General features: G+C 72.1%; 10 protein-coding genes. 5 read left to right on the top strand and 5 right to left on the bottom strand.

Annotated features, from left to right (window positions below):
• Positions 1 to 6: 6 nt before the first annotated feature.
• Complete coding sequence (locus ATL40_RS15675; RefSeq protein ID WP_425443356.1) at positions 7 to 234, bottom strand: hypothetical protein; 228 nt, start codon at positions 232 to 234, stop codon at positions 7 to 9.
• On the opposite strand from ATL40_RS15675, the gene ATL40_RS04715 reads away from it, so the two are divergent.
• Complete coding sequence (locus ATL40_RS04715) at positions 125 to 2,248, top strand: RecQ family ATP-dependent DNA helicase (RefSeq protein ID WP_425443355.1); 2,124 nt, start codon at positions 125 to 127, stop codon at positions 2,246 to 2,248. The genes ATL40_RS15675 and ATL40_RS04715 overlap by 110 nt on opposite strands.
• A gap of 47 nt (positions 2,249 to 2,295) precedes the next feature.
• Here the strand turns inward: ATL40_RS04715 and ATL40_RS04710 are convergent, their stop codons facing one another.
• Both ATL40_RS04710 and hisD read right to left on the bottom strand, forming a co-directional pair.
• On the bottom strand, positions 2,296 to 2,589 hold the full coding sequence (locus ATL40_RS04710; protein ID WP_098468531.1) for a PspC domain-containing protein: 294 nt from the start codon (positions 2,587 to 2,589) through the stop codon (positions 2,296 to 2,298).
• A gap of 91 nt (positions 2,590 to 2,680) precedes the next feature.
• Positions 2,681 to 4,024: a histidinol dehydrogenase gene (gene hisD / locus ATL40_RS04705; protein ID WP_098468530.1), complete on the bottom strand. Its 1,344-nt coding sequence runs from the start codon at positions 4,022 to 4,024 to the stop codon at positions 2,681 to 2,683.
• Positions 4,025 to 4,086: 62 nt separating this feature from the next.
• Between hisD and ATL40_RS04700 the strand changes: the two genes are divergently transcribed.
• The 3 genes from ATL40_RS04700 (at position 4,087) to ATL40_RS04690 (ending at position 7,084) form a co-directional block, all read left to right on the top strand.
• Positions 4,087 to 4,308 (top strand): RNA-binding S4 domain-containing protein, encoded by a 222-nt coding sequence (locus tag ATL40_RS04700; protein ID WP_211283061.1) that lies wholly within the window; start codon positions 4,087 to 4,089, stop codon positions 4,306 to 4,308.
• A 106-nt stretch (positions 4,309 to 4,414) separates the two neighbouring features.
• Positions 4,415 to 5,734, top strand: a complete 1,320-nt coding sequence (locus tag ATL40_RS04695) for a chloride channel protein (RefSeq protein WP_098468528.1) — start codon at positions 4,415 to 4,417, stop codon at positions 5,732 to 5,734.
• Positions 5,735 to 5,743: 9 nt separating this feature from the next.
• Complete coding sequence (locus ATL40_RS04690; RefSeq protein WP_098468527.1) at positions 5,744 to 7,084, top strand: ClC family H(+)/Cl(-) exchange transporter; 1,341 nt, start codon at positions 5,744 to 5,746, stop codon at positions 7,082 to 7,084.
• Here ATL40_RS04690 and ATL40_RS04685 read toward each other — a convergent pair.
• Both ATL40_RS04685 and dnaE read right to left on the bottom strand, forming a co-directional pair.
• Positions 7,044 to 7,631: a GNAT family N-acetyltransferase gene (locus tag ATL40_RS04685; protein WP_098468526.1), complete on the bottom strand. Its 588-nt coding sequence runs from the start codon at positions 7,629 to 7,631 to the stop codon at positions 7,044 to 7,046. The two genes, ATL40_RS04690 and ATL40_RS04685, sit on opposite strands and share 41 nt — an antisense overlap.
• A gap of 85 nt (positions 7,632 to 7,716) precedes the next feature.
• Complete coding sequence (gene dnaE / locus ATL40_RS04680; RefSeq protein WP_098468525.1) at positions 7,717 to 11,277, bottom strand: DNA polymerase III subunit alpha; 3,561 nt, start codon at positions 11,275 to 11,277, stop codon at positions 7,717 to 7,719.
• A 61-nt stretch (positions 11,278 to 11,338) separates the two neighbouring features.
• Here dnaE and ATL40_RS04675 point away from each other — a divergent pair, with 61 nt between their 5' ends.
• Positions 11,339 to 12,772, top strand: a complete 1,434-nt coding sequence (locus tag ATL40_RS04675; RefSeq protein WP_098468524.1) for a cryptochrome/photolyase family protein — start codon at positions 11,339 to 11,341, stop codon at positions 12,770 to 12,772.
• The last annotated feature ends 18 nt before the right edge of the window (positions 12,773 to 12,790 follow it).

The following is a 12,790-nucleotide window of genomic DNA, read 5'->3' as shown; positions in this document are numbered from 1 at the left end:
CTCGCCCTAGCCTGAGGACATGAGCACCACACCCACCGGCGAGACGGCCACGAGCGACCAGACGGCCCGCGCGCTGGAGCATGAGTCGCTGAGGGACCAGTCGCTGAAGGACCAGGCGCAGCAGGTGCTGCGCCGCCTCGTCGGGCGGGAGGATGCCGCCCTACGCGAGGACCAGTGGCGGGCCATCGAGGCGCTGGTCGCCCAGCAGCGCCGGGCCCTGGTGGTGCAGCGCACCGGGTGGGGCAAGTCCGCGGTCTACTTCGTGGCCACCGCCCTGCTGCGGGAGCGCGGCGAGGGACCCACGGTCATCATCTCCCCGCTGCTCGCGCTGATGCGCGACCAGATCGCCGCGGCCTCCCGGGCCGGGATCCGCGCGGAGACCATCAACTCCGCGAACACCACACAGTGGGAGGAGATCTACCAGCGCATCGCCGAGGGCGAGGTGGACGTGCTGCTGTGCTCCCCCGAGCGCCTGAACAATCCCGCCTTCCGCGCCGAGGTCCTTCCCCACCTCGCCGACACCGCCGGACTGGTGGTGGTGGACGAGGCGCACTGCATCTCCGACTGGGGCCACGACTTCCGGCCGGACTACCGCCGGATCCGCACCCTGCTGACCGACCTGCCCGAGGGCACCCCGGTACTGGCCACCACCGCGACCGCGAACGACCGGGTCGTCACGGACGTGGCCGAACAGCTCGGGGTGCGTGCCGAGCAGAGCGTTGAGAGCAGTGACGTACTGGTGCTGCGCGGCAGCCTGGACCGAGAGTCGCTGCGCCTGGCCGTCACGCCCCGCGCCGATGCGGCGGTGCGCCTGGCCTGGCTGCAGCGCTACCTCGCCTCCCGTGAGGAGGGCACCGGGTCCGGGATCGTCTACACCCTCACGGTGGCCATGGCCGAGCAGGTCGCGAGCCAACTGCGCGCCGCTGGCGTCAACGTGGCCTCCTACACCGGCGCCACCGACCCCGCCGAACGCGAACGCCTCGAGGCGGACCTGCTCGCCAACCGCGTGACGGCGCTCATCGCCACCTCCGCGCTCGGGATGGGCTTCGACAAGCCGGACCTGGGGTTCGTGGTGCACCTGGGGGCCCCGAGCTCGCCCATCGCCTACTACCAGCAGATCGGCCGTGCCGGGCGTGGCGTGGCTCGGGCCGAGGTGGTCCTCGTGCCGGGCGAGGAGGACCGCGCGATCTGGGACTACTTCGGCTCCCTCGCCTTCCCCGGCGAGGAGACCGTGCGCGCCGTACTCGCCGCCCTGGCCGACGCCCCGGACCGCACCGCTTCCCTGCCCGCCCTGGAGACCGCGGTCGACCTGCGCCGCTCCCGGCTGGAGATGATGCTCACCGTCCTGGACGTGGACGGCGCCGTGGAGCGGGTGCGCGGCGGCTGGCGCCTGACGGGGCAGGAGTGGGAGTACGACGCCACCCGCTACGAGCGGGTGGAGCGCGCCCGCCGGGACGAGCAGCGCGCGATGCTCGACTACGAGGCGCTGGAGACATCCGCCTGCCGGTTGGCGTTCCTGCGAGCGGACCTGGACGACCCGGAGCTCACCCCCGGGTGGCGCTGTGGGCGCTGCGACCTGTGCGCCGGCACCTTCGTGCCGCCGCTCCCCCAGGGCGAGGAGGTCGAGGAGGCCCGCACGGCCCTCGCGCGCGCCGGCGTGGACATCACCCCCCGGCGGCAGTGGCCCTCGGGGATGCCCACGCTCGGCATCGAACTCGCGGGCCGACTGGGCGTGGAGGAGCGCGCCGAACCCGGCATGGGCGTGGCGCGGATGGACGGCATCGGCCTGGCCGGCCGGGTGCGGTCGTGCCTATCGGAGCAGGCGGCCGACGACGTGGTGCCACCGGACCTGCGCGCGGCGGTGCGCGCGGTGCTCACCCGGTGGCGCGAGTCCGGGTTGGAGGTCGCGGGCGTGGTCGTGGTGGAGTCCGCGACCCGCCCGAGGTTGGGCTCCCATCTCGCACACGGCGCGGCGAGCGTGCTCGGTGTCCCAATGGTGGGGCGGATCGCCCCGCGCAAGCACATCCCACCGGGGCGGCACGACGTGAACTCGGCTCAGCGCCTGAGCACGGTGGCGCACCGCCTGGTGCTCGACCTCAGCCCGGCCGCACGCGAGGGCCTACCCGGGCGGCGCGTGCTGCTCGTGGACGACTACACCGACTCCGGGTGGACCCTCACCGTGGCAGCACGCGAACTGCGACTCGCGGGCGCCGCGGCGGTGCTGCCGTTCGTGCTCGGCGTCCGGTAGCGCCAGCCGCGCACCGCACCAGTGCTCGGGCACTGCGGAGACACTGCTCAGACGCTGGGCGGGGCGTCCTGGGTCGAGCCGCCCTGGCTCGACCCACCCGAGGGCCCACCCAGCCATCGCTGCAGCGGGATCGAGCCGTCCTGCCACGGCAGCAGGATCCACACGATCGCATAGACCACCCAGCTCAGCACCGGCAGGAGCATGAGCAGCAGAACCAGCGCCCGCACGAGCCACACGTCCACCCCGGTCTTCACGGCGATGCCCGCGCAGACGCCGCCGAGCAGACGATCGGGGCCGCGGGTGAGGCCGAGGGAACGAAGAGCGTTGAAGACGTTGTCCATGGTCACCACGGTAGGCGCCGCGTGGCGCCCGGCGCATCGGGGAGCACCCGGAGGCGTCCCCTGAGATTCCCGCGGTGCTCAGCGCTCCTGCTCAGCCCTCGCGTCGGGCGAGCGCGGCCTCCCCGTGGGCGGGCAGGTCCTCGATGCCGGCGAGCGCCACGAGGGGGTCGGTGACCTCCGCGAGCGCTGCGGCGTCGTAGCTGATGACCTGCATGGACTTCATGAAGCTCATCACGCCCAGACCCGAGGAGTAGTGCGCGCAGCCGCCGGTCGGCAGCACGTGGTTGGACCCGGCCAGGTAGTCCCCCAGCGAGACCGGGGAGTACGCACCCACGAACACCGCACCCGCGGAGGTGATGCGGGCGGCGTCCGCCTCGGCGTTCGCCGTCTGGATCTCCAGGTGCTCGGCCGCGTAGGCGTTGACGACCGCCAGGCCCTGCTCCACGTCGTCGACCAGCACGATCGCCGACTGCGGCCCACCCAGCGCCGTGCGCACCCGCTCGGTGTGCTTGGTGGCGGCGGCGCGCGCCTCCAGTCGCTCGGTGACGGCCGCGGCCAGGTCGGGGGAATCGGTCACCAGCACGCTGGCGGCGTTCGGGTCGTGCTCGGCCTGGGAGACCAGGTCCGCGGCCACGTGATCGGGATTCGCGGTGGCGTCAGCGAGGATCGCGATCTCGGTGGGGCCCGCCTCGGAGTCGATGCCGACGATGCCGCGCACCGCACGCTTGGCGGCGGCCACGTACACGTTCCCGGGCCCGGTGATCACATCGACCGGGGCGCACAGCTCGGAACCGGCGCCGCCGTCGGCGTCGTTCTCCCCGCTCGCGCCGTAGGCGAACATCGCCACCGCCTGCGCACCACCCACCGCGTAGACCTCCTCCACACCCAGCAGGGCGCAGGCGGCCAGCACGGTCGCATCCGGCAGTCCGCCATTGTCCCGCTGCGGGGGGCTCGCCACGGCGAGCCCGCGCACCCCGGCGACCTGCGCGGCGACGACGTTCATCACCACGCTGGAGGGGTAGAGCGCCAGCCCGCCCGGCACGTACAGGCCGACCCGGTTCACCGGCACCCAGCGCTGGCGGACGTAGCCCCCGGCCGAGAGCCGGGTCTCGGTGTCGGTGGGCAGCTGCGCCTCGTGGCCCGCGCGCACCCGCGTGGCAGCGAGGTCCAGCGCCTCACGCAGCGTGGGGTCCAGCCCCTCCAGGGCGCGCTGCAACTCCTCAGCCGGCACCCGCAGGTGGGTCGGCCGCACGCCGTCGAACCGCTCCGCGAGGTCACGCAACGCGGCCGCGCCCCGCTCATGCACCTCGGCGAGGATCGGCGTCACCGCATCGGTCGCGGCGGCCACATCCAGCTCGGCGCGCGGGATGGCGCGGCGCAGCTCGGCGGCGGTGAGCTCACGCCCACGCAGGTCGATCTCACTGATGAGGGCCATGCCTCCAGTCTAGGAGGCGGCGCGTGGGACTCCCGGCCCCTGCGCCATAGACAATGGGTGGCATGGAGATCGAGATCCGGGACGAGACCATCCGGCTCGGCCAGCTGCTCAAGCTCGCCGGGATCGTCGAGGACGGCGCGGCGGTCAAGGAGCTGCTCGCCGACGAGGCGGTGCGGGTGGACGGCGCCCTGGAGACCCGCCGGGGCGCGCAGGTGCGCCGCGGATCCGTGGTCGAGGTGGACCTGCCGGGCGGCGTGGAGCGCGTGACCGTCGCCGGGGATTAGGGCCGGCACGACGGCGCGGCACGCCCGGGCACCGCGACGTGAGACCCACCACATGGCCCGGAACGTCCCACCCTTGCGCGGCCGCCGGCGTCTAGCCTGAGTCGACGTGAGAGCGAACGCGGCCACCGACCCGTTCGCCCCGCGCGCGCAGTTCCTCTACTTCGTCTTCGCCTCCGTCCTGGCCGGCGTCCTCATCGGTCTGGTCGGGGGCGCCTTCCGGTGGGTGCTCGAGCGCGCGGAGGCCCTGCGCCACGTGCTGGCCGAGGACAGCCACGGCCTGCCCGGGTGGGGCTGGCTGCTCCCCGTGACCGCGGTGGCGCTGTGCTCCTTGGCGGGCTACGCCGTCGTCCAACTCTCCCCCCGCGCCGCCGGTAGCGGCATCCACGACCTGCAGCTGGTCTGGCACGCCGACCACACCCTTCCCGAGCCGAGCGTGGTCCCCACCCGGTTCGTGGGCGGCATCCTGTCCATCGGCTCGGGACTGGTGGTCGGGCAGGCCGGCCCCACCGTGCATCTCGGCTCCGGGATCGGCTCCGAGGTCGGGCGCTGGTTCCGACTCTCGGACTACCACCGCAAGCTGCTGTACACCACGGTCGGGGGCGCGGGCCTGGCCGTCGCGTTCAACACCCCCTTGGGCGGCGCGATGTTCACGCTGGAGGAGGTCACCAAGTCCCTCCGGCTGCGCTTCATCCTCATCGTGCTGGTCACCACGTCGGTGGCGGTGGGCGTCTCCCACCTGTTCATCCCCGACCGGCCCGAGTTCCAGGTGCCCGAGCCGCCCTCGCCCAACGCGCAGTCGCTGCTGATCTACCTCGCCTTCGGCCTGGTGACCGGCCTGCTCGGAGTGGGGTACAACCGCCTCGTCATGGGTGCGCTGCGCCGGGCCGATGCCAGCCGTCTCAGCCCGAGCCTGCGCGCCACCCTCATCGGCGCCGTCGTGGGCCTGCTGCTGTGGGTCGACCCCCTCATGGTGGGCGGCGGCACCGAGGTCACCCAGGTGGTGTTGGCCACCGGGAACCTGACGCTGTGGTCGCTGCTCGCGCTCATCGCGGTGCGCATCCTCGTGGGTCCCCTCTCCTACGCCGCCGGGACGGCGGGCGGGCTGTTCGCACCGGCGCTCGCGATCGGCGCCCTGTGGGGCGCGCTCGTGCAGTCCCTCGCCGGGCCCCTGCTGGGCGCCGTCGGCGCCACCCCGGTGATCCTCGCCATCGTCGGGATGACGGCGTTCTTCGCCGCGACCATCCGCGCCCCGCTGACCGGGATCGTGCTGGTGATGGAGATGACCGGCACCACCTCCCTGGCCGTGGGGATGTTCGCGGCGAGCGCCGCGGCCGTGCTGGCCGCCTCCCTGGCCGGCGCTCCCCCGATATACGAGAGCCTGCGGGAGCGGATGCTCCAGAACGCGAGCGCCGGGCGCGCTGAGTAGGCTCGGCGGGTGACCTCCCCCGCCCCTCACGACGGCCCCGCGCACCCCGAGCACGCCCCCCGGGGGCTGTTGACCCTGGCCCTGGCGACCCTCATCGCGGCGGCCGCCATCGGGTTCATCGGGGGCGCGTTCCGGTGGTGCCTGCAGCAGGCGATCACGCTGCGCGCTGACCTGGTGGAGTGGGCGCACGGGGTGCCGGTCGGCTGGCTGGTGCCGGTCGCCGTCGCCGCCCTGGGCGGTCTGATCGGGCGCCTGATCGTCAAGGGTTCCCCCCGCAGCTCCGGTTCCGGCATCCAGGACGTGGAGGCCGTGTGGCGAGGCGAGAAGGAACTGCCGGGGCCGAGCATCGTGCCGGGGAAGTTCGTGGGTGGCCTCGCCTCGATCGGCACCGGGATGGTGCTGGGGCGCGAGGGACCCACGGTGCACATGGGCTCCACCCTCGGTTCGGAGGCCGGCCGGCTACTGCGGGTCAGCACCGCGGACCGCAAACTGCTCTACACCACGCTGGGGGGCGCGGGCCTGGCGGTGGCGTTCAACGCCCCCATCGGGGGGGCGATGTTCGCCCTGGAGGAGGTCACCAAGTCCTTCCGGCTGCGGATCGTGCTGCTCACGCTGATGGCCACCGCCGTGGCCGTGGCCTGCTCACGCGTGGTGCTCGGGGACTCCCCCGACTTCGCGGTGCCGGCGATCCCCACCCCGGGCATCGAGACGCTGTGGGTGTTCGCCCTCTTCGGGGTGCTGACCGGGCTGGTCGGGGTGCTCTACAACCGCGTGGTGATGCGGATGCTCTACACCGCGGACGGGATGCGCCGGCTCTCCCCCGTGGCGCGCGCGACCCTCATCGGCGCGATCGTGGGCGCCCTGCTGTACGTGGACCCGAACCTCGTGGGCGGCGGGGACTCCCTCACCCAGGACCTCATCACCGGCATGTCGCTGAGCGTGTGGGGGCTGCTGGGGTTCTTCGCGGTGCGGTTCCTCATGGGGCCGCTCTCCTACGCCGCCGGCACCCCCGGCGGGTTGTTCGCGCCGCTGCTGGCGCTCGGGGCGCTGTGGGGTGCGCTGGTACACAGCGTGGCCGGTCCGCTGCTGGGCGAGGTGGCCGACTCCCGGCTGCCGCTGGCGCTGGTGGGGATGACGGCGCTGTTCGCCGCCACGGTGCGCGCCCCGGTGACCGGGATCGTGCTCATCGTGGAGATGACGGCGATCACCTCCCTCACGGTGCCGATGCTGGCGGCCTGCGCCTGCGCGGTGCTGACCGCCACGCTGCTGCGCTCCGCGCCGATCTACGATTCCCTGCGCGAGCGGATGCTCAACGCCCGCGCTGCCAGTCCCGGCGCAGCAGGGCCATGAGCACCGAGTCCTCCCGCTCGCCGTCGAAGATCACATCGTCCACCAGCACGCCCTCCTGGATGAACCCGACCCGCTCGTAGGCGCGGCGGGCGCGCGGGTTGGAGGCCAGCACGTCCAGGGAGATCCGGTTCATCGAGGTCGTCGCGAATGCGTGGTCCACGATCAGGCGCACCGCCTCGGTCCCCAGGCCCCGCCCGCGCCCGGCCGGTCCGATGAGGATGCGCAGGTTGCACGCCTCCTCGGCGGCGCGCACGTCGTTGAGCACCACCTCGCCCACGCAGGCGCCCGCCTCGCGGTCGATGATCGCCAGATCCAGCCGATCGGCCTGGTCGGCGCGGGTCTCATACCACTCCCGCACCCGGTCACCGAGCTCCGGGCGGGCCTCCTCGAGCTCGCGCGAGGTGGTGACCGACCCGGTCAGGCGCAACACCTCGGGGTCGGCGAGGATCGGCCCCATGGCCTCGATGTCGGCCGCCTCGAAAGGCCGCAGCACCACCCGCTGACCGATGAGCATCGGCTTCGCCGCGAACACGTCATCGGGCAGCATCAGACCGTCTCCGCTCGGATGCCGGAGTGCCGGGGGCACGACGGGCAGAGCGGCCCCCATCGCCCCAGGCGCACGGAAGCCAGCATCACACCAGGGCGCTCGGCCCGAGCAGCGCCTTGAGGTCCCCGAACAGCGGGGAGGAGCGCTCCACCCGCAGCTGGTCCTCCAGCCGCACCACGGTGGCGCGCCCGGGCCGGGTGACCCGCATGTGCACCTCGCTGGACCCGGGGTGGGCCTCCAGCACCTCCCGCAGCCGGCTGAGCACCGGGGCGGTGCAGCGCACTTCGGGGAGCTTCAGCACCAGGGGGGCGCCCTCGGCGGTGCTGGTGACATCGGGCAGGGTGAGGTCCATCGCCATGAGGGACATCTCCTCATCCCGGCGGCGCAGCCGCCCCTTGACCACCACGACCGCGTCCTCGGCCAGCACCGTGGAGTAGGCCATGTACGTCTCGCCGAAGAACATCACCTCGATGGCGCCCTCGAGGTCCTCGATGGTGGCGATCGCCCAGGCCTTCCCGGCCTTGGAGATCTTCATCTGCACCCCGGTGACCAGTCCGGCGATGGTGACGGTGGCGCCGTCGGGCCGGTGCTCGTCCTGCAGCAGGCTCGCGATCCCGACGTCGGCGGCGGCGTTCAGCACGTGCTCCACGCCGGCCAGGGGGTGGTCGGAGACGTACAGGCCGAGCATCTGCCGCTCGAAGGTGAGTTTCTGCTTCTTGTCCCATTCGGGCAGGTCCGGGACGGTCACCTGGAAGGAGGTGCCGCCCGCCTCCTCGGCCCCCAGGTCGGCGAACAGGTCGAACTGCCCCACGGCCTCCTTGCGCTTGACGTCGATCACGGAGTCCACCGCCTGCTCGTGCACCAGCAGCAGTGAGCGCCGGGTGTGGCCCAGGGAGTCGAAGGCGCCCGCCTTGATGAGGGACTCGATGGTGCGCTTGTTGCAGACCGTGGAGGGGACCTTGTCCAGGAAGTCGGTGAAGGAGGTGAACTCCCCCTTCGCCTCCCGGGCCGCGACGATCGCGTCCACCACGTTCTGCCCCACGTTGCGCACGGCGGCCATCCCGAACCGGATGTCCTCACCCACGGCCGTGAAGGTCCCCACGGAGGCGTTCACGTCCGGCGGGAGCACCGTGATGCCCAGGTGGCGGCATTCGTTGAGGTAGATCGCCGACTTGTCCTTGTCCCCGCGCGTGGAGGTCAGCAGCGCGGCCATGTACTCGGTCGGGTAGTTCGCCTTGAGGTAGGCCGTCCAGTAGGAGACCAGACCGTAGGCCGCGGAGTGCGCCTTGTTGAAGGCGTAGCCGGAGAAGGGCACGAGCACGTTCCACAGCGTCTGGATCGCGATGTCGGAGTAGCCGTTCTTCAGCATGCCCTCGCGGAAGCCCTCGAACTGCTCGTCGAGGATCTCCTTCTTCTTCTTGCCCATCGCGCGGCGCAGCAGGTCGGCCTGTCCGAGCGTGTACCCGGCGACCTTCTGCGCGATCGCCATCACCTGCTCCTGATAGATGATCAGGCCGTAGCTGGTACCGAGGATGTCCTCCAGCGGCTCCGCGAGCTCGGGGTGGATCGGCTGGATCTCCTGCAGCCCGTTCTTGCGCAGCGCGTATTTGGTGTGGGAGTCCGCGCCCATCGGGCCCGGCCGGTACAGCGCGATGACGGCGGAGATGTCCTCGAAGTTGTCCGGCTTCATCAGCTTCAGCAGCTGCCGCAACCCGCCGCCGTCCAGCTGGAACACCCCGAGGGTCTCGGCGCGCTGCAGCAACTCGTAGGCGGGACGGTCGTCCATCGGAACGTCCTCGATGAGCACCGGCTCCTTGCCGTTCATCGTGATGTTCTGCAGCGCGTCGTCGAGGATGGTGAGGTTGCGCAGCCCCAGGAAGTCCATCTTCACCAGGCCGAGGTCCTCCCCGGCGGGGAAGTCGACCTGGGTGATGATCGCGCCGTCGGACTCGCGCCGCATGATCGGGATGATGTCCAGCAGCGGCTCGGAGGAGATGATGATCCCGGCCGCGTGCACCCCCCACTGCCGCTTCAGGCCCTCGATGCCGCGGGCGGTGTCGGTGATCCGCTTGGCGTCCGGATCGGACTCGTACAGGGTGCGGAACTCCCCCGCCTCCGCGTACCGCGGGTCCTCCGGGTCGAAGATCCCCGACAGGGAGATGTCCTTACCCATCACGGCCGGCGGCATCGCCTTGGTGAGCCGCTCCCCCATCGCGAACGGGTAGTCCAGTACCCGCCCGGCGTCCTTGAGCGCCTGCTTGGCCTTGATCGTGCCGTAGGTGACGATCGAGGCCACGTTCTCCTCGCCGTAGCGGCGGGTCACGTAGTCGATGACCTCCCCGCGCCGGCGCTCGTCGAAGTCGATGTCGAAGTCCGGCAGGCTCATCCGCTCGGGGTTGAGGAACCGCTCGAAGATCAGGCCGTTCTTCAGCGGGTCCAGTTCGGTGATGCTCATCGCGTAGGCGGCGATCGAACCGGCACCGGAGCCGCGGCCCGGGCCCACCCGGATGCCGTTGTCCTTGGCCCAGTTGATGAAGTCCGCCACCACGAGGTAGTACCCGGCATACCCCTTGGAGGTGATGACCTCCACCTCGTACTTCGCCTGGTCCCGGGCGTCCTGCGGCACGTTGCCGTTGAACCGCTTCTCCAGCCCGGCCTCCACCTCCTTGACGAACAGGGAGATCTCGTCCTCACCCTCGGGCACGGGGAAGTGCGGCATGTACTTGCCGACCTGTTCGGTGAACTCCACATTGCAGCGTTCGGCGATCTCCAGGGTCGCCGAGAGCGCCTCGGGCAGTTCCTTGAAGAGCTCACGCATCTGCATCGCCGAGCGCACGAAGTAGCCCTCGCCGCTCAGCGCGAACCGGCTGCCGCCCTGCTCGTAGGTGGGTTCGGTGAGTTTGGAGCCGGACTGCACCGCCAGCAACACCTCGTGGGCGGACTCGTCCTCCTCGCGGGTGTAGTGCAGGTCGTTGGTGGCCACCAGCGGCGCCCCGATCTCCTTCGACAGCCGCAGCAGGTCCTTCGCCACGCGACGCTCGAGCTCGAGGTTGTGCTCCATCAGCTCGATGTAGAAGTTCTCCTTGCCGAAGATGTCCTGGAACTCTCCGGCGGCGCGCACGGCCTCGGCGTACTGCCCCAGCCGGATGCGGGTCTGGATCTCCCCCGAGGGGCAGCCGGAGAACGCGATCAGACCGTCGGAGTACCGGTTCAGCAGCTCCCGGTCGATGCGGGGCTTGAAGTAGTGCCCCTCCAGACTCGCCAGCGAACCCATCCGGAACAGGTTGTGCATGCCGGGTGTGGTCTCCGACAGCAGCGTCAGGTGCGTGAAGGCGCCACCACCGGAGACGTCGTCGGCCTTCTGGTGCGGCTCGCCCCAGCGCACCCGGGTCTTGTCGCCGCGGGCCGTGCCGGGGGTGAGGTAGGCCTCCAGGCCGATGATCGGCTTCACGCCGGCCTTGCGGGCCTTGCTCCAGAACTCGTACGCCCCCAGCAGGTACCCGTGGTCGGTGATGGCCATGGCCTTCTGACCCAGCCGAGCGGCCTCGGCCACCAGCTCCGGGACCTTCGCGGCGCCGTCCAGCATCGAGTAGTCCGAGTGGACGTGCAGGTGGACGAAGTCTGAACCGGGTGCCGCATCTGCCATACCCCGGAGTGTAGTTCGCCGCACGGGCCCGTCCCGGGCTCGACCTCCGTAGCCTGGGGGGATGCCGACCTCCCTGCTGTGGCTGCGCCGCGACCTGCGCATCGCCGACAATCCGGCCCTGCTGGCCGCCGCCGGGCAGCTCGGTGGCACGGGCGGGCCCGCGACGGCGCAGCCCGACTCCGCCCCCGACGTGCTGCCGGTCTACGTGCTGGATCCGCGCCTGTGGTCGCCATCCGGGGACCGCCGCCGCGCGCACCTGGTGGCCTCGCTGCGGCTCCTGGGTGAGCGCCTGGGCGGGATGCTGCTGCTGGCCGGGGACCCGGTCGTGCTCCTCCCGCAGCTCGCGCGCGAGGTGGCGGCCGATCAGGTGCACGCCGCGGCCGACGTCGGGCCCTACGGGCGGGACCGGGACGAGCGACTCGCGGCTGCCCTGGCCGCGGACGGACGCGTGCTGATGCGCACGGGATCGCCGTATGCCGTCGCCCCCGGCCGGGTGCGCAAGGGCGACGGCGAGCCCTACCGGGTCTTCACCCCGTTCCGGCGCGCGTGGCTGGACCACGGGTGGCGCGCGCCCGCACCCGAGCCGCAGGGCCTGCGCGTGATGGTGCCGCGAGCCTCGGGTGCGCTGCGGGCCGCGCAGCGGGAGGCCGAGGCGATGCTCGAGGCCGCGGCCGCCACGGGCGAGGTCTCCGGCGCCGGTGAGCTCGCCGCGCTGGAGCGCTGGGCGCAGTTCCTGGACGGGCCGATCGCGCGGTACGAGGAAGACCGCAACCGTCCCGACCGCGACGGCACCTCCCAGCTCTCGGTCGCCCTGAAGTGGGGTGAGGTGCATCCGCGCACCCTGTTGGCGGACCTGGCCCCGCTAGCGCAGCAGGCCGAGACGACCGAGGGCGCCGCCTCGCTGCGCAGCGAGCTGGGGTGGCGGGAGTTCCTCGCCGACGTGCTGTGGCATCAGCCGGACTCGGCCCGCACCTCGATGAAGCCGGCCGTCCCGGAGTCCTCCTGGGTCACCGGCCGCGCCGAGCAGGAGGCGCTGGAGGCGTGGCAGGCCGGGCGCACCGGGTACCCGATCGTGGACGCCGGGATGCGCCAACTCGCCCGGACGGGGTGGATGCACGGCCGGGTGCGCATGATCGTCGCCTCGTTCCTGGTCAAGGACCTGCACGTGCGCTGGCAGCGCGGCGCGCGGTACTTCATGACGCAGTTGCACGACGCCGACCTCGCCTCCAACCAGCACAACTGGCAGTGGGTGGCGGGCAGCGGCACCGATGCCGCGCCGTTCTTCCGGGTGTTCAACCCGGTGCGGCAGGGTGAGCGGTTCGACCCGGACGGGGCGTACGTGCGCCGGTGGGTGCCCGAACTCGCCGAGGTGCAGGGCAAGGCCGCGCACCAGCCGTGGCCTCAGGGCGGTCCGCGGGGCTACCCGGCGCCGATCGTGGATCACGACGTGGAGCGGAAGGTGGCGCTCGCGGCGCACCAGGAGCGGCCGCGGTGAGCCCACGCCGGCGATGGC

It is taken from the genome of Serinibacter salmoneus (assembly GCF_002563925.1).
Taxonomy (GTDB): domain Bacteria; phylum Actinomycetota; class Actinomycetes; order Actinomycetales; family Beutenbergiaceae; genus Serinibacter; species Serinibacter salmoneus.
The sequence above is the reverse complement of the archived record's forward strand: the minus strand, read 5'-3'. Positions and strand labels throughout refer to the sequence as shown.